Annotated in this window: 19 protein-coding genes; 12 read left to right on the plus strand and 7 right to left on the minus strand. The window is 70.9% G+C overall.

The genetic code is table 11. The annotated features are described in order from the left end of the window. Window positions 1-12: 12 nt before the first annotated feature. The 3 genes from RWS82_RS09325 to RWS82_RS09335 form a co-directional block, all read right to left on the minus strand. Window positions 13-1716 (minus strand): ATP-binding cassette domain-containing protein, encoded by a 1704-nt coding sequence (locus RWS82_RS09325; RefSeq protein ID WP_314649216.1) that lies wholly within the window; start codon window positions 1714-1716, stop codon window positions 13-15. 162 nt (window positions 1717-1878) lie between these two features. Further along, window positions 1879-2424 carry an ECF transporter S component gene (locus RWS82_RS09330; RefSeq protein ID WP_314649219.1) on the minus strand — a complete coding sequence of 182 codons (546 nt, stop codon included), beginning with the start codon at window positions 2422-2424 and terminating at the stop codon, window positions 1879-1881. Between the two features lie 86 nt (window positions 2425-2510). After that, window positions 2511-5066, minus strand: coding sequence for an excinuclease ABC subunit UvrA (locus RWS82_RS09335; protein ID WP_314649222.1), 2556 nt, complete (start codon window positions 5064-5066; stop codon window positions 2511-2513). 183 nt (window positions 5067-5249) lie between these two features. Here RWS82_RS09335 and RWS82_RS09340 point away from each other — a divergent pair, with 183 nt between their 5' ends. Genes RWS82_RS09340 through RWS82_RS09365 form a run of 6 tightly spaced genes read left to right on the plus strand, consistent with a single transcriptional unit; the run spans window position 5250 to window position 11541 of the window. Next, window positions 5250-7532 (plus strand): carbon starvation CstA family protein, encoded by a 2283-nt coding sequence (locus RWS82_RS09340; RefSeq protein ID WP_314649225.1) that lies wholly within the window; start codon window positions 5250-5252, stop codon window positions 7530-7532. Window position 7533: 1 nt separating this feature from the next. Next, entirely contained in the window at window positions 7534-7773 is a 240-nt protein-coding gene (locus tag RWS82_RS09345) for a YbdD/YjiX family protein (RefSeq protein WP_314649228.1), read from the plus strand. Window positions 7774-7796: 23 nt separating this feature from the next. Next, window positions 7797-8975 (plus strand): histidine kinase, encoded by a 1179-nt coding sequence (locus RWS82_RS09350; RefSeq protein WP_314649231.1) that lies wholly within the window; start codon window positions 7797-7799, stop codon window positions 8973-8975. A gap of 9 nt (window positions 8976-8984) precedes the next feature. Beyond that, the gene (locus RWS82_RS09355) at window positions 8985-9716 is read left to right on the plus strand and encodes a LytTR family DNA-binding domain-containing protein (RefSeq protein ID WP_314649233.1); all 732 of its coding nucleotides are present in this window, start codon (window positions 8985-8987) and stop codon (window positions 9714-9716) included. Beyond that, window positions 9713-10087, plus strand: coding sequence for a heavy metal transporter (locus RWS82_RS09360; RefSeq protein WP_314649235.1), 375 nt, complete (start codon window positions 9713-9715; stop codon window positions 10085-10087). The genes RWS82_RS09355 and RWS82_RS09360 overlap by 4 nt, the downstream gene beginning before the upstream one ends. Next, a complete protein-coding gene (locus RWS82_RS09365; RefSeq protein ID WP_314649237.1) occupies window positions 10084-11541 on the plus strand; it encodes a cation acetate symporter in 1458 nt (485 codons plus the stop codon). Before RWS82_RS09360 ends, RWS82_RS09365 begins: the two co-directional genes overlap by 4 nt. 132 nt (window positions 11542-11673) lie before the next feature. Here the strand turns inward: RWS82_RS09365 and RWS82_RS09370 are convergent, their stop codons facing one another. Then, entirely contained in the window at window positions 11674-12591 is a 918-nt protein-coding gene (locus tag RWS82_RS09370) for a pirin family protein (RefSeq protein WP_314649240.1), read from the minus strand. Beyond that, window positions 12588-12890, minus strand: a complete 303-nt coding sequence (locus tag RWS82_RS09375; RefSeq protein WP_314649242.1) for a GNAT family N-acetyltransferase — start codon at window positions 12888-12890, stop codon at window positions 12588-12590. The genes RWS82_RS09370 and RWS82_RS09375 overlap by 4 nt, the downstream gene beginning before the upstream one ends. Window positions 12891-13144: 254 nt before the next feature. Here RWS82_RS09375 and recQ point away from each other — a divergent pair, with 254 nt between their 5' ends. The 5 genes from recQ to RWS82_RS09400 all read left to right on the plus strand — a co-directional run bounded on the left by recQ (window position 13145) and on the right by RWS82_RS09400 (window position 24045). Beyond that, a complete protein-coding gene (gene recQ / locus RWS82_RS09380; RefSeq protein ID WP_314649245.1) occupies window positions 13145-15181 on the plus strand; it encodes a DNA helicase RecQ in 2037 nt (678 codons plus the stop codon). A gap of 254 nt (window positions 15182-15435) precedes the next feature. Beyond that, entirely contained in the window at window positions 15436-19986 is a 4551-nt protein-coding gene (locus tag RWS82_RS09385; RefSeq protein ID WP_314649248.1) for a choice-of-anchor G family protein, read from the plus strand. An 81-nt stretch (window positions 19987-20067) separates the two neighbouring features. Beyond that, window positions 20068-20877: a DUF5819 family protein gene (locus RWS82_RS09390; protein WP_314649251.1), complete on the plus strand. Its 810-nt coding sequence runs from the start codon at window positions 20068-20070 to the stop codon at window positions 20875-20877. Then, a complete protein-coding gene (locus tag RWS82_RS09395) occupies window positions 20874-21953 on the plus strand; it encodes an HTTM domain-containing protein (RefSeq protein ID WP_314649254.1) in 1080 nt (359 codons plus the stop codon). Before RWS82_RS09390 ends, RWS82_RS09395 begins: the two co-directional genes overlap by 4 nt. A 31-nt stretch (window positions 21954-21984) precedes the next feature. Next, on the plus strand, window positions 21985-24045 hold the full coding sequence (locus RWS82_RS09400; RefSeq protein ID WP_314649257.1) for an acyl-CoA dehydrogenase: 2061 nt from the start codon (window positions 21985-21987) through the stop codon (window positions 24043-24045). A gap of 16 nt (window positions 24046-24061) precedes the next feature. On the opposite strand, the gene RWS82_RS09405 is transcribed toward RWS82_RS09400, so the two are convergent. Together RWS82_RS09405 and RWS82_RS09410 are read right to left on the minus strand one after the other, a co-directional pair. Next, a complete protein-coding gene (locus tag RWS82_RS09405) occupies window positions 24062-24262 on the minus strand; it encodes a hypothetical protein (protein ID WP_314649260.1) in 201 nt (66 codons plus the stop codon). A 60-nt stretch (window positions 24263-24322) separates the two neighbouring features. Continuing rightward, complete coding sequence (locus RWS82_RS09410) at window positions 24323-24730, minus strand: MerR family transcriptional regulator (RefSeq protein WP_314649263.1); 408 nt, start codon at window positions 24728-24730, stop codon at window positions 24323-24325. 47 nt (window positions 24731-24777) lie between these two features. Between RWS82_RS09410 and RWS82_RS09415 the strand changes: the two genes are divergently transcribed. Then, window positions 24778-25761: an oxidoreductase gene (locus tag RWS82_RS09415; protein WP_314649265.1), complete on the plus strand. Its 984-nt coding sequence runs from the start codon at window positions 24778-24780 to the stop codon at window positions 25759-25761. Window positions 25762-25821: the final 60 nt, after the last annotated feature.

The following is a 25821-nucleotide window of genomic DNA, read 5'->3' on the forward strand; positions in this document are numbered from 1 at the left end:
TCGTGCGGGAGCTCACGCCTCGGCCCTCCGCCCGTGACCCGCGAGTACCCGCTGCACCGGGGGCAGGCGCAACCCGGCAGCGGCGAACACGGCGTCGTCGCGGAAGAGGTCGCCCGTGCGGCCGGCGGCGTGCACCCTGCCGTCCGCGAGCACCACCGTGTGGGTGGTCTGCTCGGCGACGAGCTGCAGGTCGTGCGTGACGATGACGATGGTGGTGCCCTCGGCGCGGAGGTCCTGCAGCAGCGCGAGCAGCTCGGCGGCGCGGGCGCGGTCCTGGCCGAAGGTCGGCTCGTCGAGGGCGAGCACGGCGGGCCGCGAGATGAGCGCCGTGCCCACCGAGAGTCGGCGCTTCTCTCCGCCCGACAGCAGGAACGGATGAACGTCGGCCTTGTGTGCGAGACCGAATCGTTCGAGCATCCGACCCACGCGCTCGACGACCTCGGGTTCCGGGGTGCGCCGCCGTCGCAGACCGTGGGCGAGTTCGTCGAAGACCGTGTGCGCGATGAACTGATGCTCGGGGTTCTGGAACACGAAGCCGATGCGTGCCGCCAGCTCGCGCGGGGAGGCGCTCGCCGGGTCGAGTCCGTCGATCGACACCCGCCCGCGCGGCGGTGGCACGACGCCCGCGAGCGCGTGGATGAGGGTCGTCTTGCCGGCGCCGTTCGTGCCGACGACCGCGGTGAGGGTGCCCGCATCGACGTCGAGGTCGACCGCATGCAGGATCTCGGTGCGTCCGCGTCGAACGGTCAGACCGCGGGCGCGGATGAGCGGGCCCGCGCCCGCGGCCGGGGCGGATTCTTCGCGCGGGGCCGGCAGCCCCCGAGGCATCGCTCGGCCGACCACAACCGCGGCGACGGCGGGGGTCGTCGGCAGCTGCGCGGCGAGCTCCTCCGGCGTGAGCGGGAGGGGGTCGAAGTGGATGCCCTCGTCTCGCAGCCGCAGCGCGGCGAGCGTCGCCGCGGGCAGCCATACGCCCATCTCGAGCAGCTCGTCGGTGTGGCCGCGCAGGATGTCGCGCGCGGGACCGTCGAAAGCGACGCGTCCCTCGCGGTCGAGCACGATCGTGCGGGTGACGAACCCCATCGCGGCGTCGAGGTTGTGCTCGACGAGCAGCACCGCACCGTCGCCCGCGGCCACGACATCGGCGAGCGCGGCGTAGACGTCGTCGATCCCCTGCGGGTCGAGGTTGGCCGTCGGCTCGTCGAGCACGATGAGCGGCGACGCCAGGGCGAGGGCGCAAGCGATCGCCAGGCGCTGACGACCGCCGCCGGAGAGCCGGTCGGGGTTCTCGGCGCGTCGTTCCCACAGGCCCACGCGACGGAGGGCGTCTTCGGTGCGCGCGGTGACCTCGTCGACCGAGAGGCGCAGGTTCTCGGGCCCGAAGGCCACCTCGTCGAACACCGAGCCGGTGACGATCTGCGCATCCGGGTCTTGGAAGACCATCGCGACCCGCGTGCTGAGTTCGGGCGTCGACGACGCCGCGGTGTCGAAGCCACCCGCCTCGACCGTGCCGGTCATGGTGGCGGGCAGGGCGTGGGGGATGAGGCCGTTGAGGGCGAGCGTCAGCGTCGACTTGCCCGACCCCGAGGGGCCGAGCAGCAGCACGACCTCGCCGGGGTGGATGTCGAAGGTCACGTCGCCCGGCGAGGGGTGCGCGGCACCGGCGTGGGTGAGCGAGAGCTCACGCACGCGGAGGAGAGGCGCGGATGGGCGCACGGCGGAACCCCGGGTCGATGGAACGTACCCCTTCAATTTAGCCCAGCCTTACCTGCCGCCCGCCCGGGTCCCGACGCGGGTGAGGGGTCACGAAAGGCCGCGTGCCCAGGCGCGGATACGGCGTGTCTCGACCCCTCACGCGAGCGGCGTGGGGACAGGAGCTCAGCGGCGGGCGACGCCGGCGCGGGTCAGCGCCGTGCCGACGGCGAGACCGATCGCCGTCCAGGCGACGGGGCCGAGTACTGAGACCGCGAGGTACGCGATCTGCGCCCAGAGGGGCAGCGTACCCAGGTGCGCGGCGAAGAACACGGCCACCGCCACGACGACACCGATCAGAGCCGCCGAGACGAAGAACCGCCAGGCGCCCCATGCCCGGTAGCGGGTGAGGGCGGCCACGCCCTCTTGGATGGCGCCGAACAGCAGGGCGGTGCCGAGGAACCGCAGCGCCCAGGCGGGGTTGAACGCCGACGCGACGAGCGCCGCGATGACGTGCGTGATGAGGGCGACGAGGGGGCGCCGCAGCACCTCCTGCGCGACGATGCCCGGGAGCACGTGCGAGCCCAGCACGAGGCCGTAGAGGAACAGCAGCGGGCTCGCCAGCACGAGCGGCGTGATCCACCCCGCGACCCCTCCGACCAGGCCCGTGGCGACACCGATCGCGGCGCAGACGAGCAGCACGCGCGTCGGGAGGGCAGGGGGTCGGGCCACGGTTCCAGCCTAGTTGCGCGCCTCACGGTGCGGTCGCGGGGGCGCCGTGCAAATGCGCGGAAGAGCAGCGGGTGCGCGGACCGAGATCACGCCCCGAGGCGCGCCGCGAGATAGGGCGCGGTGCGACTCGCGGCCTCTCGCGCGACCTGCTCCGGTGTGCCCGAGGCGACCACCCGTCCGCCCGCGTCTCCGCCCGAGGGGCCGAGATCGATGACCCAGTCGGCCGCCGCGACGACATCCATCTCGTGCTCCACGACGACCACCGTGTCGCCGGAGTCGACGAGGGCATGCAGCTGGGCGAGCAGGCGTTGCACGTCGGCGGGGTGCAGTCCCGTCGTCGGCTCGTCGAGAAGGTAGAGGGTGTGCCCGCGCCGCACCCGCTGCAGCTCGGTCGCCAGCTTGATGCGCTGCGCTTCGCCGCCCGAGAGCTCGGTGGCCGGTTGGCCGAGCCGCAGGTAGCCCAGCCCGACGTCGACGAGGGTGCGCAGACTCCGGGCCGCGGCCGGAATCGATGCGAGGGCCTCGACCGCGTGCTCGACGGTGAGCGAGAGCACGTCGGCGATCGTGCGCCCCTCGTAGGTGACGTCGAGCGTCTCGGCGTTGTAGCGGGCGCCGTCGCACGTGGGGCAGCGGCCGTAACTGCCGGGGAGGAACAGCAGCTCGACCGACACGAACCCCTCGCCCAGGCAGGTCTCGCAGCGGCCGCCGGCGACGTTGAACGAGAAGCGGCCCGCGCCGTAACCGCGCTCGCGGGCGAGATCGGTGCGGGCGAACGCGGCGCGCACGGCGTCGAAGAGTCCGGTGTACGTGGCGAGGTTCGAGCGCGGCGTTCGGCCGATCGGCTTCTGGTCGACGCGGACGAGACGGTCGACGTGTTCGAGACCCCGCACGCGTCGCACCGTCAGCGTGTCGGCCCCCGCATCCGGCACGGTCGCCTCGGCGAGCATCCGATCGTCGCCGTCCCCCTCGCCGTCCGCCGCATCGTCGATCTCATCGACGGCGTCGTCGGAGCGCAGGTGCGCGCGCACGATGTCGCGCAGCACGCGGCTCACGAGCGTCGACTTGCCCGACCCCGAGACACCCGTGACCGCGACGAGGGTGCCCAGCGGTACGGACGCGTCGAGGTCGACGAGGTTGTGCAGGGTGACGCCCTCGACCGAGAGCCACGACGTCGCCTCGCGCCGCTCGCGACGAGCGGCCGAGGCCCGACTGCCGTCGTCGAACAGGAAGGGCCGGGTGACGGATGCCTCGACCTCGGCGAGACCCGCGACCTCGCCGCTGTACAGCACGTGGCCCCCGCCCTCACCGGCCCCGGGCCCGACGTCGACGATCCAATCGGCACGACGGACGACGTCCATGTTGTGCTCGACCACGAACACCGAGTTGCCGGAGTCCTTGAGCTGCTGCAGTACGTCGAGCAACTGCTCCGCGTCGGCCGGATGCAGCCCCGCCGAGGGCTCGTCGAGCACGTAGACGACGCCGAAGAGCCCGGAACGCAGCTGGGTCGCGAGCCGCAGGCGCTGCATCTCGCCCGGTGACAGCGTCGTCGTCGCGCGCCCCAGGCCGAGATAGCCCAGCCCCAGATCGGTGAGCACCTCGATGCGGGCGAGCAGGTCGGTGGTCAGCGCGACGGCCACGTCGGTGCGCTCTCCCGAGAGAGTCGTGGGGAGTGCGGGGGAGACCTCGGTGAGCCGTGTCGTCGGGCGGATGACCTCGGCCAGCTCGGTCAGCGGGAGCGCGTTGAGCTCGGCGATCGAGCGGCCGGCGAACGTGACGGCGAGGGCTTCGCGGCGGAGTCCGGTTCCGCCGCACAGCGGGCAGGGTCCCGAGCGCACGAACTGCAGCACCTTGCTGCGCATCATCTGGCTCTTCGAGTCGGCGAGCGTGTGGAAGACGTACTTCTTCGCGCTCCAGAAGGTGCCGTTGTAGGGCTTCGCCACACGGTCGCGCTGCGGCGTGATCTGCACCACGGGCTGCTCGTCGGTGAACAGCAGCCATTCGCGGTCGGCGGCGGGCAGGTCGCGCCACGGTCGATCGACGTCGTAGCCGAGGGCGATCGTGATGTCGCGCAGGTTCTTCGCCTGCCAGGCGCCGGGCCACGCGGCGATCGCCCCCTCGCGGATGCTGAGCGAGGGGTCGGGCACGAGCGAGTCCTCGGTGACGGTGTGGGCCACGCCGATGCCGTGGCACTGCGGGCAGGCGCCGGCGACGGTGTTCGGCGAGAAGGCGTCCGAGTCGAGGCGGGTGGTGAACCCCTCGGGGAACGTGCCCGCGCGAGAGAAGAGCATGCGCAGCGAGTTCGAGAGCGTTGTCACCGTACCTACGCTCGATCGCGAACTGGGAGCTCCGCGCCGCTGCTGCAGGGCGACCGCCGGGGGAAGCCCCGAGATCGAGTCGACGTGCGGATCGTGCCCCTGCTGGATGAGACGCCGCGCATACGGGGCGACCGACTCGAGATAACGGCGCTGCGCCTCGGTGAAGATCGTGCCGAACGCCAGCGACGACTTGCCCGACCCCGAGACCCCGGTGAAGGCGACGATGCGATCGCGCGGCATGTCGACGTCGACGGAGCGGAGGTTGTTCTCGTTCGCCCCCCGCACGCGGACGAAGGAATCGGGGGCGTCTGGTGAGGAGGAGGGCATCGGGCCGAGTGTATCCGCGACCTCGGACGCTCTCCTGGGTGGCGTTCAGGAGCGGATGCCGCGGCATCCGCTCGTCGCAGGGGCGATGCCGCTCGTCGCACCGCGCCCCCGGCCGCCGAGCACCGCGCGCGCCCTCTTCCTAGCGTGGGAAGACGCAACGACGCGTACCCCGAGGAGAACCCCATGACCGCACCTTCGTCGCGCCGACGCGGCGCCGGCACCGTCGACGACGATCCCGTCGTCGTCACCGATCCGTCCCTCCCTCCCGTCGCCCTCAGCGACGAGCAGCACGAGCGCAGCCGTCGCTGGACGCTCCCGAAGATCCTGCTCTGGGCCGCCATCGCCCTGCTCGGCGGCGTCGCCTGGGTGATGCTCGCCATCGTGCGCGGCGAGACCGTGAACGCCATCTGGTTCGTGTTCGCCGCCGTGTGCACGTACCTCATCGGCTACCGCTTCTACTCGAAGGTGATCGAGCGGTACATCACCCGCCCCGACGACCGTCGGGCCACCCCCGCCGAGGTGAAGCAGGACGGCAAGGACTACGTCCCCACCGACCGTCGCGTCCTCTACGGCCACCACTTCGCCGCCATCGCCGGCGCCGGACCGCTCGTCGGCCCCGTGCTCGCCGCGCAGATGGGCTACCTGCCCGGCACGATCTGGATCATCGTCGGCGTCGTGCTCGCCGGTGCCGTGCAGGACTACACGGTGCTGTTCTTCTCCATGCGCCGCGGCGGTCGGACCATCGGCCAGATGGCGCGACAGGAGCTGGGCAAGCTCGGCGGCACCGCGGCCATCATCGCGTCGCTGCTCATCATGCTGATCATCGTCGCGATCCTCGCCCTCGTCGTCGTCAACGCGCTCGGCGAGAGCCCCTGGGGCGTGTTCTCGGTCGCGATGACCATCCCGATCGCGCTCTTCATGGGCGTCTACCTGCGCTACCTGCGCCCCGGCAAGGTCACCGAGGTCTCGATCATCGGCTTCGTGCTGCTCATGGCCGCCATCATCGGCGGCGGCTGGGTGGCCGGAACCGAATGGGGCCAGGCGATCTTCCACCTCGACCGCACCACGATCGCGTGGGGCATCATCATCTACGGCTTCGTCGCCGCGGTGCTGCCGGTGTGGCTGCTGCTCGCCCCGCGCGACTACCTGTCGACGTTCATGAAGATCGGCGTCATCGTCATGCTCGCGGGAGCGATCATCCTGGTGCGCCCCGAGATCACCGTCCCGGCGGTCAGCATCTTCGGCGAGAACGGCATGGGGCCGGTGTTCGCAGGCCCCCTCTTCCCGTTCCTCTTCGTGACGATCGCCTGCGGCGCCCTGTCGGGATTCCATGCGTTGATCGCCTCGGGCACCACGCCCAAGCTGGTCGAGAAGGAGCGCCAGACGCGCTTCATCGGTTACGGCGGGATGCTCATGGAGTCGTTCGTCGCGATCATGGCGCTCGTCGCCGCGATCTCGATCGACCAGGGCATCTACTTCGCGATGAACGCACCGGCGGCGGCGACGCAGGGCACGGTCGAAGGGGCGGTGGCGTTCGTCAACTCGCTGGGCCTGACCGGCGTGAACCTCACCCCCGAGATGCTCACCAGCACCGCGGCGGCGGTCGGCGAGGAGACGGTCGTGTCGCGCACCGGCGGTGCCCCGACGCTGGCCCTCGGCCTCGCGCACATCATGCAGCAGGCTCTCGGCGGGCAGGCGCTGATGGCGTTCTGGTACCACTTCGCGATCATGTTCGAGGCGCTGTTCATCCTCACGGCGGTGGATGCCGGAACCCGCGTCGCGCGCTTCATGCTGCAGGACTCGATCGGCGCGTGGTTCCCCAAGTTCCGCGACGTGTCATGGCGCCCCGGTGTGTGGATCTGCACGGCGATAATGGTGGCCGGGTGGGGAGCGATCCTCATCCTCGGCGTCACCGACCCGCTCGGCGGCATCAACACGTTCTTCCCGCTGTTCGGCATCGCCAACCAGCTGCTCGCCGCGATCGCGCTCGCCGTGGTGCTCGCGATCGTCGCGAAGCGCGGCCGCAGCTACGTGAAGTGGCTCTGGATCATCGGTCTGCCGCTCGCGTTCACCGCGGTCGTCACGGTCACCGCGTCGCTCTACAAGATCCTCTCGCCGGTGCCGGCGATCGGATACTGGGCGAACCACTTCCGCTACCTCGAGGCGTTGAACACGGGCGACACGTCGCTCGGCGAGCCGAAGGTGCTCGAAGCGGTCATCCGCAACACCGCGGTGCAGGGCACGCTGTCGATCATCTTCGTCACGCTCGCTGTGATCGTGATGATCGCGGCGATCATCACCACGGTGAAAGCCATCCGCAACGGCGGCGGCGAGAACACCGAGGACGAGCCGGTCGCCTCGCGTCGGTTCGCCCCGGCCGGATTCCTGCCGAGTGCCGACGAGCGCGAGCTCGAGAAGAAGTGGGAGCCGATCCTGGCCGATGAGCGCAAGGTCTCGAGCCACTGACATGGTGATCCATCGCACGGATGCCGCCCCCACCCCGCTGCGTGCACTGCTCGGTGCCGTGGCGCGGGTGGGGCGGGGCATCCGCTGGTACATGACGACGCTGATGGGCGACACGGCCTACGCGACCTACGTCGCCCATCACCGCCGCCACCATCCGCACGAGGAGCCGCTCACCGAACGTCAGTTCTGGCGTCAGCGCATGGACGACCAGGACCGCAATCCGGGCGCCCGATGCTGCTGAGCCGCCGTGCCTAGGCTGGGGGCATGACCGACGTCGTTCTGGCCGCCGTGCTGGGTGCCCTGGGCGGCATCGCGCTGACGGTGCTGCTGCTGCTCGCGCGGCGGCTGGGGCGCGGGTCGACCGATCTCGGCAGCGATGCCGAACGGGGGGCACTGCGGGCGCTGCACCATGCGAGCCTCGCGGCCCCCGACCTGCGTTCGGGACTCTCCTCGCCGACGGTCGCGAAGGCCGCCCGTCACCTGCGGGTTCTGCTGGGCAGCGCAGCCGTCGCCATCGTCGCCGACGACGGCACGGTGTCGTCGGACGGCGCCATCGACGGGCTGGAGGCGGCTGCCGTGCGGATCGCCACGCAGGTGCGCGAGTCGGGCCGGCGGCAGGTGTTTCCCGCGCCGATCGACGCCGAGGTGGCGGGCGTCGGTGCGCCGATCATCGTCGACGGGCGGGTGATCGGCGTCGTCGTGGCCTTCTCCGCCCCGGTGCGGGCGGCGCTCGTGCGGGCGGCCGAGGAGGTCGCGTCGTGGTGCGCGGCGCAGGTCGAGCTCGGCGGACTCGACGCCTCGCGCACCCAGCTCGCAGAGGCCGAGCTGCGGTCTCTGCGAGCCCAGATCTCGCCGCACTTCATCTACAACGCGCTCACCGCGATCGCGTCGTTCATCACCACCGATCCGTCCAGGGCGCGCGACCTGGTGCTCGAGTTCGCCGACTTCACGCGGTACTCGTTCCGTCGCCGCGGCGAGTTCACGACGGTCGCAGAGGAGCTCGAGAGCATCCGCTCGTACCTCGCCCTGGAGCGCGCCCGATTCGGCGACCGGCTGCGGGTCACGCTGCAGATCGCTCCCGAGACGCTCGCCACAGTCATCCCGTTCCTCTCCGTGCAGCCGCTCGTCGAGAACGCGGTGCGCCACGGCCTCGAGCCGGGCGCGGACGGGGGCGAGGTGCGCATCGTGTCGCGCGACGAGGGCACCCATACGGTCATCACGGTCGAGGACGACGGCGTCGGGATGGAGCCGGATGCTCTGCGCGCCACCCTCACGGCCGCCGATGACGGCCTGCACGTCGGGCTGCGGAACGTCGACACGCGGCTGCGACAGGTCTACGGGCCCGACGGGGGACTGGTGGTCGAGACGAACACCGGCGCGGGTACCCTGGTGCGCATGCGGGTGCCGAAGTCGCAGCCGCAGAACGACCCGGACGACGACTGAGGTGCGGCCATGATCGACGTGCTCGTCGCCGACGACGAGAAACCGGCGCTCGACGAGCTCGTGCATCTGCTGCGCGCCGACGAGAGGGTCGGCGACATCGTCACCGCCCGCAACGGCGCCGAGGCGCTGCGACTGCTCACCGAGCGCTCCGTGCGGATCGCCTTCCTCGACATCCACATGCCGGGGCTGCGGGGCACCGACCTCGCGCGCTCCCTGCTCGCTCTCGCCGACCCGCCCGCAGTGGTCTTCGTCACCGCCGACGAGGCTCGCGCGGTCGAGGCGTTCGAACTCCGCGCGGTCGACTACCTGCTGAAGCCCGTGCGCGGGCTGCGCCTGCGTCAGGCCGTCGATCGGGTGGTCGAGCGCGCCGGCACCTCGCCCGGCGGCACCTCGGCCGGCGGCGACGACGAGGTGCTGCCCGTCACCCTCGGTGCGTCGGTCCGCTTCGTGCGACGCAGCGAGATTCTCTGGGTGCAGGCCCAGGGTGACTACTCCCGCCTGCACGGCGACGACGGTGCGGGGCACCTCGTGCGCATCCCGATCTCCGAGCTCGAGGCGCGGTGGGCCGAGGCGGGTTTCCTGCGCATCCACCGGTCGACGCTGGTGCGCACATCGGCGGTCACCGGGGCGCGGCTCTCGGGGGCGGAGCCCGCGGTCTCGATCGGTGAGACGGTGCTGCCCGTGAGTCGCCGACTGGTGCCCGGTGTGCGCGAGGCCCTGCTGCGCGGGGAGGCCGGATGACCGAGGTTCCGAAGCGGGTGCGGGTGACGGCGGATGCTCCGCCGGGCCGCCCTTCGGTGCAGACGCGCGGCATCGCCCTTCCCGGATCCCCCGTCGACGAGGCGGACGCCGTGTACGCCCGGGCGCTGCGGCGCAGCCAGCTGCGGCTCGCCCTCGGCACGATCTCGGGGTTCGTGCTGGTCGTCATCGCGTTGGCGCTGGTCATCGCGCTGATCCCCGAAATCGACGGGATCGTGATCGCCGGGGTGCCCCTGTCGTGGCTGCTGCAGGCGTTCGCGTTCTACCCGGTGATCATCGTGTTCGCGGTGCTGCACGTGCGCACGGCCGCCCGCAACGAACGCCGGTACCGTGCCCTGCGAGACGGCGGATGAACGCCGCCCTCGACCTCGTCGGGATCGCGCTGGTGGTGGTCGCGACGGTACTCATCGGCGTCTACGGCCTGCGCATCTCGCGCACCACCGACGACTTCTTCGTCGCCTCGCGCACCGTTCGCCCCGTGTGGAACGCGTCGGCGATCAGCGGGGAGTACCTGTCGGCCGGCACCTTCCTCGGACTCTCCGGACTCGTGCTGCTCGACGGGGCGCGCGGCTTCTGGTTCCCCATCGGCTACGCCGCGGGGTACCTGCTGGTGCTCGTGTTCGTGGCGGCACCTCTGCGGCGCAGCGGGGCGTACACGATCCCCGACTTCGTCGAGGCGCGGTGGGAGTCGCCGGTCGCGCGACGTGTCACGAGCATCGCCGTGCTGGTGATCGGATGGCTCTACATCGTTCCGCAGCTGCACGGCGCCGGCATCACGCTCGTCGTCGTCGCCGGGCTTCCCGAGTGGGTCGGTGCGGTGACCATCGCCGTGCTGGTCGCCGCCACGGTGGCCGCCGGAGGAATGCGGGCCATCACCTACGTGCAGGCGTTCCAGTACTGGTTGAAGCTGGTCGCCCTGCTCGTGCCGCTCGTGCTCATCGCGTTCGCGCTGAGCGGCGGGCCGCACGAGTTCGACCCGGCGTTGGTGTTCCCGGCCGAGGCGGGGCCGTCGGCGTTCGACGCCTACGAGACGGCATCCCTGCTGCTGGCTCTGCTGCTGGGCACGATGGGGTTGCCGCACGTGCTGGTGCGCTTCTACACGAGCCCAAACGGGGTGGCGGCCCGGCGCACGACCGTGATCGTCATCGTGATGGTCAGCGCGTTCTACGCCGTGTCGAGCGGCATGGGCCTGCTCGCCCGCATCGCCGCCCCCGACCTCGCGCAGCCCGGGCTCGCCGACACCGTGGTGCTGCAGCTGCCGTCGCGGGTGTTCCCCGGGGCCGTCGGCGAGGTGCTCACCGCGCTGATCGTCGCGGGGGCCTTCGCCGCCTTCCTCGCGACGACCGCGGGGCTCGTGGTGTCGCTCGCGGGGGTGATCAGCCAGGACGTATTCTCGGGTTCGGTGCGCTCCTTCCGGCTTTCGGCCGCCCTGTGCGCGCTGGTGCCGCTCGGGGTCGCGCTGCTGACCGCCCCGGCGGGTCTCGTCGCGAGCGTCGGCGTGGTGTTCGTGGTCGCGGCATCCACCCTGTCGCCCGTCGTGCTGCTGGGGGTGTGGTGGCGGGGGCTGACGGCACGCGGGGCGGTCGCGGGCATGGTGACCGGCGGGGTGTCGTGCGCGCTCGCGCTGCTGGTGCACGCGGCCGTCGGGGGAGTGGGCGTCGCGGCGCCCTACCTGGCACAACCCGCCGCCTGGACGATCCCGCTCGCCACGGCCGTCGCGGTCGTCGTGTCGCGGACCGACCCGCGGGGACCGTCGCCGCGCACGGATCGCTTCCTCGCCCGGGTGCACACCCCCGAGCGCGACTGACCGCGTACGACGGTTCAAAACCCGGAGGATGTGCGATCACACCGGCGTGTCAACGGTCGACACGCCGATGGGAAGCCGAGCGGTCTCCGTTTTCGCATGGGGCGGGTTGGCCGCCGACGCTACTCGCCGCCGTCAGAGGGAGCGGGCGCGGGGCATGAGGCGCACGGGCGGAAGGGGAGGGGCGGGGATGCGCACGTCGTGACCCGCCACCTCGCCGAAGCGGGCGGATGCCGCCTCCCACTCGTCGCGGGCCTCGACGATCTCGTCGTGCGTGCGCCCGGCGAAGTTCCACCACATCACGATCTCGTCGGCGAACGGCTCGCCGCCGAGCAGGAACAGCAGTGCCCCCGTCGCGCTCTCGACCTCCACCTCGCCGCGGGAGTCGCCGAGGTACAGGGTCTCGTTGACGGAGAGCGGATGCTCCGCCACGATCGCGTCGCCCTCGACGAGGAGCATCGCGTACTCCCAGTCGGCGGAGAGGGGCAACCGCACCCGCGTGCCGGCCGGCACCACGATCTCCGCGCCCACAATCGGCGTGTGCACGGTCGCGGGGGAGCGGACGCCGGCGAACTCGCCGAGGACGACGGTGGCCGAGGCATCCGCACCGTGCTCCGACGGCAGCGTGAGCCCGGGCAGTGCGGTGTGCTGCTCGAACCCCGCAGCGCCGTGCCGTGCCGACTCGGGCAGCACCACCCAGAACTGCAGCGCGTCGAGGGGAACAGGGCCGTCGCCGACGGAGTACTCGGAGTGTGAGATGCCGTTGCCCGCGGTCATCAGGTTGAGCTGCCCGCGCCGCAGGTCGGTATCGCTGCCGAGCGAGTCGCGGTGGCGGATCTCGCCGACGAGCGGCCAGGTCACCGTCTGCAGGCCGATGTGCGGGTGCGGCTCGACGCGCATGCGCGTGTCGGCGGGGCCGAACCGGTCGAGGAAGCACCAGGCGCCGATCGTCGGCAGGTTGCGGTGCGGCAGTGCGCGCAGCACGTTCATGCCCCGCACGCCGCCGAGCGGCACCTCGCGCGGTTCGAGGACGATGCGGCGGGGCCCGATCATTCGCCCGGGCGCTTCGGCCAGCGGATCTCGGCGCCCTCGATCTCGTGCGTCTCGAGGTACTTCGCGATGTACGGGCACAGGGGCACGATCGCGTCGCCCGTGGCCGCGGCATCCGTCAGCGCCGCCTTCGCCAGTCTGCCTGCGAGGCCCTGGCCCTGGAACGCGGGGTCGACCTCGGTGTGGGTGAACCGGATCTGCCCGTGCTTTTTGTCGTACTCCGCGAACCCGGCGAGCACATCGTCGGTGCGGATCTCATAGCGCGAGGCGTCGTCGTTGCGGGTGACGGAGATGTCGGTCATCGGATGCTCCTTCGGGCGTCTGGTCCAAACCTACGCCCGCCCGACTCGCGACGGACCTCCCCGTCGCCGAGCCGCGCATGGCGGGGTTCTCGCCGACGCGCACTGGGGAGGAGGTCTCTCGTTCTGCAGGACCGAAAGCGACGGATGGCTCCTTCATTGCGCGAGATCTCCGCCGATGCGGGGCACGCGGCCGGCGAGTGAGCGACCTGTGGATCGCGGCGGCCCGCGTCGGTGGGGGTCGTTACGCTGGAGGGATGCCGCAGACACCCCGTGACCCGTACGCGGATCTGCCGTACGCCGACGAGCCGTGGGACGACGGCTGGGAGTCCAGCGCCCCGCCCGAGCCGATGGACTGGCAGCCGCAGGGAGCAGGTTTCGAACCTCCGCTCGACTGGGGACCCGGGCCCTCCACGCCCGTGTCCACCGTCTCCGCACCGGCGCCGCCGCGGCAGCCGGCGGTGCGTCGCGCGACCCCGAGCCGGTACGCCACCGCCCGCGAGGCGCTGCACACCGTCTTCGGGTACGACGAGTTCCGTGGAGACCAGGCGGCCATCGTCGACCAGGTGATCGCCGGCGGCGATGCCGTCGTGCTCATGCCCACCGGTGGCGGCAAGAGCATCACCTACCAGGTGCCCGCCCTCGTGCGCGAGGGCACCGGTCTCGTGATCAGCCCGCTGATCGCGTTGATGCACGATCAGGTCGACGCGCTGCGGGCGAACGGCGTCAAGGCCGCGTACCTCAACTCCACCCAGTCGCCGCAGGAGCGCTCCGAGGTCGAGCGGGCGTACGTCGGCGGTGAGCTCGACGTGATCTACGTCGCGCCCGAGCGCCTGTCGAACGCCCAGACGACGGCGCTGCTGCAGCGGGGCACGCTCAGCGTCATCGCCATCGACGAGGCGCACTGCGTGTCGCAGTGGGGTCACGACTTCCGCCCCGACTACCTCGCCCTCGGCGACCTCGGCGAGCGGTTCCCCGGCGTCCCGCGTATGGCGCTGACCGCCACGGCCACGCGCGCCACGCACCAGGAGATCACCGAGCGCCTGCACCTCGACGGCGCCGCGCACTTCGTCGCGAGCTTCGACCGACCCAACATCCAGTACCGCATCGTGCCGAAGGTCGACCCGCGCAAGCAGCTCGTGTCGTTCATCCGCTCGCAGGAGCCGGGGGCCGCCGGCATCGTCTACGCGCTCAGCCGCAAGTCGGTCGAGCAGACGGCGACGTACCTCGCCGCGCAGGGGCTCGACGCCCTCCCGTACCACGCGGGCCTCCCGGCCGAAGTGCGCGCGGCGAACCAGTCGCGGTTCCTGCGCGACGACGGCGTGGTCATGGTGGCGACGATCGCGTTCGGCATGGGCATCGACAAGCCCGACGTGCGGTTCGTCGCGCACATCGATCTGCCCAAGTCGGTCGAGGGGTACTACCAGGAGACCGGCCGCGCCGGCCGCGACGGCGACCCGGCGGTCGCGTGGATGGCGTACGGCCTCGGCGATGTCGTGCAGCAGCGCCGTCTGATCGATCAGAGTCCCGGCGACCGCACCTTCAAGATGCGCATGGGGCAGCACCTCGACGCGATGCTCGCGCTCTGCGAGACCGTCGAATGCCGTCGGCAGAACCTGCTCGGCTACTTCGGCCAGGAGTCCCAGCCCTGCGGCAACTGCGACACCTGCCTCGACGACACCGCGACGTTCGACGGGCTCGTTCCGGCGCAGAAGCTGCTGTCGACGATCGTGCGGCTCAAGCGCGAACGCAACCAGGCCTTCGGCGCCGGGCATCTCATCGACATCCTGCGGGGCGCGTCGACCGAACGCATCCGCCAGCAGGGGCACGACAAGGTCGCCACGTACGGGATCGGCGCCGACCTCTCCGATCAGGATTGGCGCAGCGTGGTGCGGCAGCTGCTCGCCCGCGGCATTCTCGTGGCGCAGGGCGACTACGGCACCCTGGCTCCCGGAGAGCAGGCGGCGGGCGTGTTGCGCGGCGAGACTCCCGTGCCGCTGCGCAAAGACACGATCGGCCGCACCAGTAGCCCGGCACGGTCCCGCAAGTCGACGGCCGCCGACACGGTGGATGCCGGTGACCGGACGCTCTTCGAGGCGCTCCGCACGTGGCGCGCCGAGCAGGCCCGCGAGCAGGGCGTACCCGCGTACATCGTCTTCGGTGATGCGACGCTTCGCGCGCTCGCCGAGCACCGCCCTGCGTCTCTCGACCAGCTCGACGGCATCACGGGCATCGGGGCGAAGAAGCGCGACGCCTACGGAGACTCCGTCCTCGCCGTCATCGCCGCGAACTGAGGTCACCTCCTCAAACGCGTCTTTCGCGTGATTTCCGATATTCCAAAAATGGAATTCCTGAAATCCATGGACATTCCTGTGCGTCTGCCGTAGAAAGTCTGTACTTGCGCTCGATCGGCGACGATGCCGATTCCTGGGGGGGCCTTGTGACGACGGACTTCGTTCGCATCACGGGAGGGCACATGCTAGGCACCAAGAGGCGAACTCTGCCCAAAAGCAGGGTTCTGGCGATAGCTGCGGTCAGCGCAGTCGTCGTGGGGAGTGTGATCGCCCCCACCGCAGCGATCGCCGCGCCGGGGGACGAATCGACCTCCAGTTCGCGCTTCCTGTCGGGGAGCCTGCTCCTCGGCGGCACCTCGCTCGACACCGTCGCGGCGCTCCAGGGTGCCGAGACGAGCAGCGATGGCACAGGAGAGCAGCAGGTCGACACGGGGACCCTCGACCTCACGGTGCTCAATGCCCTGAACGTCAGCATCCCCGGGGGCCTCAGCGTTCCCGCGCTGTCGAACTTCCTCACGCTCGGAGCGGTGAACCAGTACTCGCAGTCGAACCCCGACGGGTCGAGCCGGGCCGCCACCGGCGCCGTCAGCGACACCGGCACGGTCGACACGACCGGCGCGGGCGCCTACCCGGCGAACGCGTCGCTCAACCTGCAGGGTCTTCTGGGCTCGACGGTCACGAGCGTCGTCGGCGATCTCGACCTCACGCTCGGCGCCATCAGTGCCGAGGTGGCGCTCGCCGCCGACGGCACGGTCACTCGCGACTACAACGTCGCCGGGGGCACCGTGACCCTTCAACTGCCCGCGGTGACCGGCCTGACGAACACCCTCGTGGGCACCGGAGGCGTTGCCTCGACGGTCGACGCGGCCGTCAACACCCTCACCGGGCCCAACGGTCTCCTGGCCGGCGCGATCGCCGGCCTCAACAGCGCGCTGGCTCCCGTTCTGGGCAACCCGGGCCTGAACATCACGATCACCACGCAGGTGCCGCAGGCGCTCAACAGCATCCTCGACACCCCGCTCGGCGACGGCATCGTGTCGGTCAATCTGCGCACCGGAGTCGTCACCGCCGACCTCGCGGCACTGTTCGCCAACACGACCAGCCGTGGTCTGAACAGCCTGAACCCCGGCGAAGAGGTGCTCTCGGCGCCTGTGCTGACGAACCTCATCAACCGCGTGGGTGCGCTGCTCAACACCGTGCCCGGGCTCGTGCAGTCGGCGCTCACCAGCACGCTGAACGCGGCCGTGCTGAACATCGGCGGCACCGTCTGCGTGGTCGGTACCGGCGCGACCTGCACGACTCCCGGCCTCGACATCGGCACCGGCGTGATCATCTCGGTTCCGAACCAGACCCTCGGCAGCATCGTCGGGGCCGTCGGCTCGCCTGCGCCCACCGCGACGATCACCGTCAAGGTCGCCGGCGCCAACGTGCCGGTCTCGGTGGCGACGCTCACGGCCGCCCTCGCGGCGCCCCTCAACACGACGCTCTTCGGCGCGACCGGTGTGGTGAACACCGTCGTTCCGACCGTCACCAGCGCGGTCAGCGGTATCGTCACGGCGATCGCCCCGGCGGTCACGTTGCTGAACGGCGTCGTCTCGCTGCGCGGCAACGTGCAGGGCGAAGCCGACGGGGTCTACAGCGAAGAGGCCTTCGTGCTCACGGTCGGCGCTCTCGCGGGCGGCGGCGGTGTGGGCACCCTCGTCCTCGCCCGCGCCGAGGCCGGACCGAACGCTCTCGCACCGACGCTGACGGCGACGACCCCGGTCAAGCCCGGTCAGGACACGACCCTGACCTCCGGCGGCTGGGCGGCGGCGACCGACGTCACGGTGCAGCTGGTGGACCCCGACGGCGAGCCCGTCGGCGATCCGATTACGGTCACCACCGACGCGAACGGCGCCTTCCCCGCCGACACGACCCTGACCGTTCCGGCGACGGCTCCGGCCGGCGACTACACCGTCACGGCATCCGCCGGCGGTCTGACCGTCGAGGCGGCGTTGGTCGTCGCACCGTATGCGCCGACGATCGCGGCGACGGGCCCGATCACGGTCGGCGAGGAGACCACCCTCACCTCGACCGGATGGCCGGCGACGGCCGACGTCACCTTCCAGCTGCAGGACCCGACCGGGAACCCGGTGGGCACCGCGGTCACGGTGACGACCGACGCGACGGGGGCGATCCCCGCCGACACGACGCTGGCGGTGCCGGCGGGCTCGGCCATCGGCGAGTACACCGTGCTCGGCGAGGACGAGTTCGGCAACACCGCCGAGGGCACGTTCACCGTGCTCGCCGCACCCGGAACCCCTGCCGTGACCGCATCCGGTCCGGTGAAGCCGGGCCAGACGACGACCATCGCCTCCGGGGGATGGCCGGCCACCTCTGACGTGACCTTCCAGATCGAGACCGAGGGCGGCGCTCCGGTCGGTGAATCGATCACGGTGACGACGGATGCCGACGGCAACATCCCCGCGGGGACCACGCTGACCGTGCCGCTCTCGACCGACCCCGGCGACTACGTCGTCGTGGCGACCGGCCCGGAGGGTGCGACGGCGGAGGGTCCGCTCGTGGTGGAGCCGTGGACGCCGACGGTGGAGGCCACCGATCCGGTGAAGCCGGGACAGTCGTCGACGATCGCCTCGGGTGGGTGGCCGCCGCTGACCCCCGTCGTCTTCCAGCTCGAAGACGCCGAGGGTACGCCGGTGGGCGACCCGGTGAATGTGACGACGGACGCCGACGGCAACGTGCCGGCGGGGACGACGGTCACGGTGCCGGTGGGTACCGAGCCGGGCGCCTACACGCTCGTCGGAACGGGCGTCGAGGGCATCACCGGCGAGGCCGACATCACGGTCGAGCCGTGGACGCCGACCGTGGCGCTCTCGGGGCCGGTGAAGCCGGGGCAGTCGACGACGATCACGTCGGGCGGGTGGCCGCCGAACACGCAGGTCACCTTCCAGCTCGAAGACGCGGCCGGTGACCCGGTCGGAGAGCCCGTGGTCGTCACGACCGACGGCGACGGCAACGTTCCGGCCGGAACGACGGTCGCGATCCCGACCGACGCCGAGCCGGGCACCTTCACGGTGGTCGGCACGGATGCCCAGGGCAACACGGGCGAGGGTGACGTCACCGTGCAGGCGTGGACGCCGATCCTCTCGGTCACGACCCCGGTCGAGGCCGGCGCCGACACGGCGATCACGTCGAGCGGGTGGCCGCCTTTGACCGAGGTGACGTTCGAGCTCGAGGATGCCGACGGCACCCCGATCCTCGGCGCCACGGTGACGGTGACGACCGACGAAGCCGGTGCCGTGCCGGCGGGCACGGTGCTGCCGGTCCCGGCCACGGTCGAGGCGGGGACCTACACCGTCGTCGGAACGGACGAGATCGGCACCACGGTCGACGCCGAGCTGGTGGTCGAGGAGACCGCGATCGACCCGGGCACCGACCCCGGCGCCGACCCGGGCACCGACACCGACACCGGTACGGATACCGGGACCGACACGGACACCGGTACGGACACCGATACGGGTACGGACACCGACACCGGAACCGACACGGATACGGGTACCGACACGGACCCCGGGACGGATACGGGTACCGATCCGGGCACCGACACCGGAACCGACCCCGGCACAGACACCGGTACCGACCCGGGCACCGACACCGGTACGGACACCGACACCGGTACGGACGCCGACACCGGCACGGATGCCGACACCGGCACGGATGCCGACACCGGCACGGATGCCGACACGGGTACCGACGTCGATACGGGCACGGACACGGACCCTGGTACCGACACGGGTACGGACCCGGGCACGGACACGGGCACGGACACCGGGACGGACACCGACACCGGTACCGACACGGACACCGGCACCGACACGGACACCGGGACGGACGCCGGGACGGACACGGGTACCGACACGGACACCGGGACGGACACGGGTACCGACACGGACACCGGGACGGACACGGGCACCGACACGGACACCGGCGCCGACCCGGGAACCGACACCGGCGCGGACCCGGGAACCGATACGGACACGGACGCCGGTACGGACACGGACACCGGGACGGATGCCGACACGGGTACGGACACCGACACGGGTACCGACGCGGACACGGGTACGGATACGGACACCGGGACGGATGCCGACACGGGGACGGATGCCGACACGGGGACGGACACGGACACCGACACCGGAACGGACACCGACACGGGTACGGACACGGACACCGGGACGGACACGGACACGGGTACGGACACGGACACGGGGACGGACACCACCACCGATCCCGGAACGGACACCGATCCCGGAACGGACACCACCGCTGACCCCGGAACGGACACCGACACGGGTACGGACACCGGAACCGACACCGGTACGGACACCGGAACCGATCCGGGTACGAACCCCGGGCGGCAGCTCGGCATCTCGATTCGCTACCCGGTGGTGGCGCAGGGCGAGACGCAGGTCACGGTCGGCACCGGATTCCGTCCGGGTGAGGTCGTGACGGGCGTGGCCCAGTCCGACCCGATCTCGCTCGGGTCGCGGGTGGCGAACGCCCAGGGCGAGGTGACCTTCACCTGGACGGTGCCGGCGAACTTCGAGGTCGGACAGCACACGGTGACCCTCACGGGTGCCGAGTCCGGTTCCATCTCGATCCAGTTCCGGGTGATCGCATCCGGCCTGGCGGTGACCGGTGGCGACGCGGGACCGTTCCTCGCCTGGGGTGCGGTACTGCTGCTCGCCGGATCGCTCCTCGCGGCAGGCGCACGGAAGAGGCGGTCGACCATGTCGACGAGCTGATCCGTCACGGGCGGCGGCATCCGGGAACACCCCGGGTGCCGCCGTCCGTCCGTCTCCGCCGCACGATGAGCAGAGGACGCCATGACTTCCCCCTCGACCAGCCGTTCCATTCCCACCGCCGCGAAGGTGGTCAGTGCCATCGCGTTGGCCGTGGTCGCGGTGCATATCGCGATGACGGCCGTCTTCAACGTTCCGTCGAGCGAGGTGAAGTACGGCCCGCTGCCGGGCCGGGCGGCGGATGCCTGGATCAAGCCGTACTTCCTGCAGGACTACCGCATCTTCGCCCCCGACCCGGCGAGCGCCGACCGCAACCTGTGGGTGCGGGCGTGGGTGCAGACGCCCGAGGGCGAGCGCGTCGAGACGAAGTGGGTCGACGTCACGGCGATCGAGCTCGCCGAGCCCTACCGTCGGGTGCTGCGCAAGCAGCTGACGGTGATCGGTGCTGAGCAGCTGATGACCTCGTACAACAGGCTCACTCCCGAGCAGAAGACGGTCGTGGGGGAGAACTTCCACGACAGCGCAGACCTCGCCGACTTGAACGAGGCGCTCCTCGATGCCGACGACGGCAATCCGGGTGACGTGCGCTCGTTCATCCGCGCGACGAACTACACCACCTCCTACGCGACGCAGGCCGCCGAGGCGTTGTGGTCGGACGACGGGGAGGTTCTGGCCGTGCAGACGCGGGCGGTGTACAGCCCGGTGGTGCGGTGGGACGACCGGTTCGATCCGGATGCCGAGCGCCCCGCGTCGTCGTACACCGAGCTCGGCTGGCGTCCCACGCTCGAGTGGTCGCAGCAGAGCACGGATGCCTTCGCCCGCACGTTCCTGCACTGGGCCGAGGCGGCCGGCGTCAGCGGATCGCTCACCGACGACGAGGGGGAGGACGGATGACCGTCGTGACGCGGTTGTGGGACGCCCTTCTGCATTGGCTGCTCGACCGCCGGCACGCCACGTACGGGCTCGCGGTGATGCGCATCGGTTTCGGCGGCATGACCATCGCGAGCATCCTGCTGTATCTGCCCGACTACTCCTACACGTTCGGCGAGGGGTCGCGGTGGGGAGAGTCGCTCTACCGCCCGAGCCCGGTCAATGACTACGTCTGGCCGCTCTCCGGGCTGTTCTCGCGCTCGGACCCGGATTGGCTGACCTTCCTGAAACTCGCGGTGCTGGTCGCGGTCGCCGCGGCGTTCATGTTCGGGTGGCGGATGCGCGTGATCGCGCCGCTCTTCGCGGTTCTCTGGCTCGGCTACGCCTCGACGAACCCGCTGGTGCTCAACACGGGCCACTACCAGACCTTCCGGGTGATGCTCCTGTTCCTGCTGTTGGCCGACACGTCGCGGCGATGGTCGCTCGACGCGAGGCGTCGGGCGCGCTCGGGGGCGGAGCATCCGCTCACGTTCCGCGGGCGCAGTCTTCCCCGCTGGGTGCCGATCCTGTCGAACAACATCGCGGTCGTGCTCATCGGCGCACAGCTGTGCATCGTGTACATCACGAGCGCGCTGTGGAAACTGCAGGGCACGATGTGGACCGAGGGGATCGCGGCCTACTACCCCCTGCGGCTCGAGCAGTTCATCCTCCTCCCGTGGCTGAACGACATCGTCTGGCAGATCACCCCGGGCATCTTCATCGCCTCGTGGCTGAGCGTCTACATGCAGCTGCTGTTCCCGTTCACGCTGCTGAACCGGTGGACCCGCATCGTGGGTCTCGTCGCGATCACGGGCATGCACGCCGGCATCGGCATCCTCATGTCGCTTCCGTTCTTCTCCCTGGTGATGATCTTCAGCGACATGATCTTCGTGCGCGACGTCACCTGGCGGCGCGTCGAGAGGGGTGTGCGCTCGCGATGGCGCGCGCTGCGCGCGCGGGGGACTGTGAGCACCCGACAACGACGCGACGCCCCGGCCCCGGCAGCGGTTGGAGGAGAGCCACAGCCCGCTTCGCCCGACGTTGTCGGAGTCCTACCATGAGAGCATTCCACCGTCTCTGAGAGGAACACTCATGGTCGACGCCGCCGTCCGCCCCACGAAGTCCCCGACCGTCGAGGCCACGCGCCCCGCGATCGACGTGCCGCTCGTCAACGATCTGCTGCTCGGCACCTGGGCCGACATCCGTCGGCAGGCGCGCGAGATGCTCAAGGACTCCGCGTTCTGGCGTCAGGACGGCCTCGGCATGGACGAGCACCGCGAGCGCGTGCTCAGCCAGTTGCACCTGCTCGTCGAGAACAAGGCCGTGCACCGCGCGTTCCCGAAGTCGCTCGGCGGCGAAGAGGACAACGGCGGCAACATCTCCGGCTTCGAGGAACTCGTCGTCGCCGACCCGAGCCTCCAGATCAAGTCGGGCGTGCAGTGGGGGCTCTTCGGGTCGGCCGTGCTACAGCTCGGCACGGCAGAGCACCACGAGAAGTGGCTGCCGGGCATCATGGACCTCTCCATCCCGGGGGCGTTCGCGATGACCGAGATCGGACACGGGTCCGACGTGGCCGCCGTGGGGACGACCGCGACCTACGACCCCGAGACGGAGGAGTTCGTCATCCACACCCCGTTCCGCGGGGCGACGAAGGAGTACCTCGGCAACGCGGGTCTGCACGGGGTCGCCGCGACGGTGTTCGCGCAGCTCATCACGAACGGCGTCAACCACGGTGTGCACTGCTTCTACGTGCCGCTGCGCGGCGACGACGGGGTCGACCTCCCGGGCATCGGCCGCGAGGACGACGGCCTCAAGGGCGGTCTCAACGGCATCGACAACGGCCGCCTGAGCTTCGATCACGTGCGCGTCCCGCGCACCAACCTGCTCAACAAGTACGGCGACGTCGCCGCCGACGGCACGTACACCAGCGCGATCGACAGCCCCGGTCGTCGCTTCTTCACCATGCTCGGCACGCTCGTGCAGGGGCGCGTCTCGCTCGACGGCGCGGCGTCGTGGGCATCCGCCCTGGGTCTGCACATCGCGATCACCTACGCGACCCAGCGCCGCCAGTTCGACGGTGTCGACGGGCACGAGGTCGTGCTCATGGACTACGGCAAGCACCAGCGGCGACTGCTGCCGCGCCTCGCCACCACCTACGCCCAGATCTTCGCGCACGATGAGTTCCTGCAGAAGTTCGACGGCGTGTTCTCGGGCCGGACGGACACCCCCGCTGACCGCGAGGACCTCGAGACGCTGGCCGCCGCCCTCAAGCCGCTGTCGACGTGGCATGCGCTCGACACGCTGCAGGAGGCACGCGAGGCGTGCGGCGGCGCGGGCTTCATGTTCGAGAACCGGCTCGTCGGCCTGCGCGCCGACCTCGACATCTACGTCACCTTCGAGGGTGACAACAACGTGCTGCTGCAGCTCGTCGGCAAGCGTCTGCTGGGCGACTACGCGAAGCAGTTCACCGGCAAGGACCCCGCGAGCCTCGCCAGGTTCGCCGTCGGGATGACCGCGGGCAAGCTCTTCCACGGAGCGGGTCTGCGGCAGTTCGGGCAGTCGGTGGCCGACTTCGGGCAGGTGTCGCGCTCGGTCGAGAACGGCCTGCGCGAGGAGCAGCAGCACGAGCTGCTCGCCGAGCGCGTGCAGCAGATGATCGCCGACGTCGCCGGACGCCTGCGCCCCGGCGCGAAGGACAAGGAGCTGGGCGCCCGCCTGTTCAACGAGAACCAGGCCGAGCTCATCGAGGCCGCCCGTGCGCACGGCGAGCTGCTGCAATGGGAGGCCTTCACGGATGCCGTGCACCGGGTCGATGACGCGCAGACGAAGGCCGTGCTCACCTGGCTGCGCGACCTCTTCGGCCTGCAGCTCATCGAGAAGCACCTCGCCTGGCACCTCATGAACGGGCGGCTGTCGATGCAGCGTGCCCAGGCGGTGTCGAGCTACATCGACCGCCTGTGCGCACGGCTGCGCCCGCACGCCCTCGACCTCGTCGAGGCGTTCGGTTACGAGCCCGAGCACGTGCGCGCCCCCATCGCGTCGGGCGCGGAGCAGGCGCGGCAGGACGAGGCTCGGGCGTACTACGCCGACCTGGCAGCGTCTGGCGAGGCGCCGATCCCCGAGAAGGCGCTCCGCGCCGAGAAGAAGCGCTGAACCCGCGCCGTCTCGGTCAGCGCGCGGGCGGGAAAGGGCCCTTCGCGCGGCTGAGGCGGATCCACGTGACGAGGCCGTAGCCGAACGATCCACCCCCGACCCAGGTGAGGGCATGGATCCAGTCGCCGACGCCGTTCAGATCGAGGATGACGGCGGCCACCCCCATGACGATTCCGACGATGATGAGGGTGAGGGCGGTGCTCTTCTCCCGAGTCATGGCGCGAGCCTAGCCATGCCGTGCGCCCACGGGAAGGGCGAGACCCGCAGCCGCGGGGCCTCAGACGTCGACGCCGCGCTCGCGGAGTGCGGTGCGATAGAGGTCGATCTTGTGGTCGATGACCTCGCGGCAGGCGATCAGCTCTCGGATCTGGGCGTCGAGAGCCTGGGCGTGCGCTTCCATCAGAGCGATCCGCTCGCGTTCGTTCCCCGCGCCGGCGCGCACGAGGTCTGCGTATTTCGCCATCTCCGCGACGGGCATCCCCGATTCGCGCAGCCGTGTCAGCAGCGAGAGCCAGCCGATCGTCTCCTGGTCGTAGGCGCGCCGGCCGCCCGAGGTGCGCGGCACCGGTCGGGGGAACAGCCCTTGCGTCTCGTACCACCGCAACGTGTGCACGCTGAGGTTCGTGATCTCGGCGAGTTCGCCGATGCTGTAGGTGCGTCGGGTTTCGGTCGCACTGAGGGTCATGGGGCCTCCTTGACTTCGAGTCAACTCTAGATCGTAGGGTGACGATCATGATCACGCAGTCCGAGATGCTCTCCCGCCAGCAGTCCCTCCCGTCGGCCTTCGGCTACCGCTCCACCGCGGCCGAGGTCATCGCCGGCCACGACCTGGCGGGGAAGCGGGCGATCGTGACCGGCGGATACTCCGGTCTCGGACTGGAGACGGTGCGCGCGCTGGTCGGTGCGGGCGCCGACGTGGTGGTGCCCGCCCGTCGCCCCGACGTCGCCGCCCCGGCGCTCGCCGACCTTCCGTCCGTGCGCGTGCATCCGCTGGACCTCGGCGACCTCGAGTCGGTCGCGGCCTTCACCGAGCGGATGCGCGAGGAGCAGGCGCCGATCGACCTGATCATGAACGTCGCCGGGGTCATGGCGTCGCCGTTCGCCCTCACCCCGCAGGGGTGGGAGTCCCAGTTCGGCACGAACCACCTCGGGCACTTCGCGCTCGTCGCCGGGGTCGCCGACCTCCTTTCTCACGGCGCCCGCGTCATCGCCTACTCCTCGGGTGCGCACTTCCGCTCGCCCGTCCGGTTCGACGACGTCAACTTCGCCGAGACCCCCTACGACCCCTGGGTCGCCTACGGCCAGTCGAAGACGGCCGACGCGCTGTTCGCCGTCGGCCTCGACGCCCGTGCGGCCGCGCGCGGTGTTCACGCGTACTCCGTGCATCCCGGCGGCATCCTCACCGACCTGCAGCGCCACCTGCCGCGGGAGGAGATGGTCCGCCGGCAGTGGATCGACGCCGACGGCACCCCGAATCCGCGCTTCAAGACACCCGCGCAAGGGGCGTCGACCGGGCTCTGGGCGGCCACGGCACCCGAGCTCGCCGACCGCGGCGGCGTCTACTGCGAGGACTGCGCGGTCGCGCGCGTCGTGCCCCAGGACGCCACCGACCTCACCGCGGGAGGAGTGAAGGAGTGGGCGGTCGACGTCGACGCCGCCGACCGCCTGTGGGCACTGTCGGTGCAGGCGACCGGCCTCGACCCCTTCGCTGCCTGAGCGCCGTTCCCACGACCGGCCTGCCGACTCGACCGGAGCGCCCTCGCGCGACCGGGCCGC

Source organism: uncultured Microbacterium sp. (assembly GCF_963528945.1).
In the GTDB taxonomy this organism is placed as follows: Bacteria; Actinomycetota; Actinomycetes; order Actinomycetales; family Microbacteriaceae; genus Microbacterium.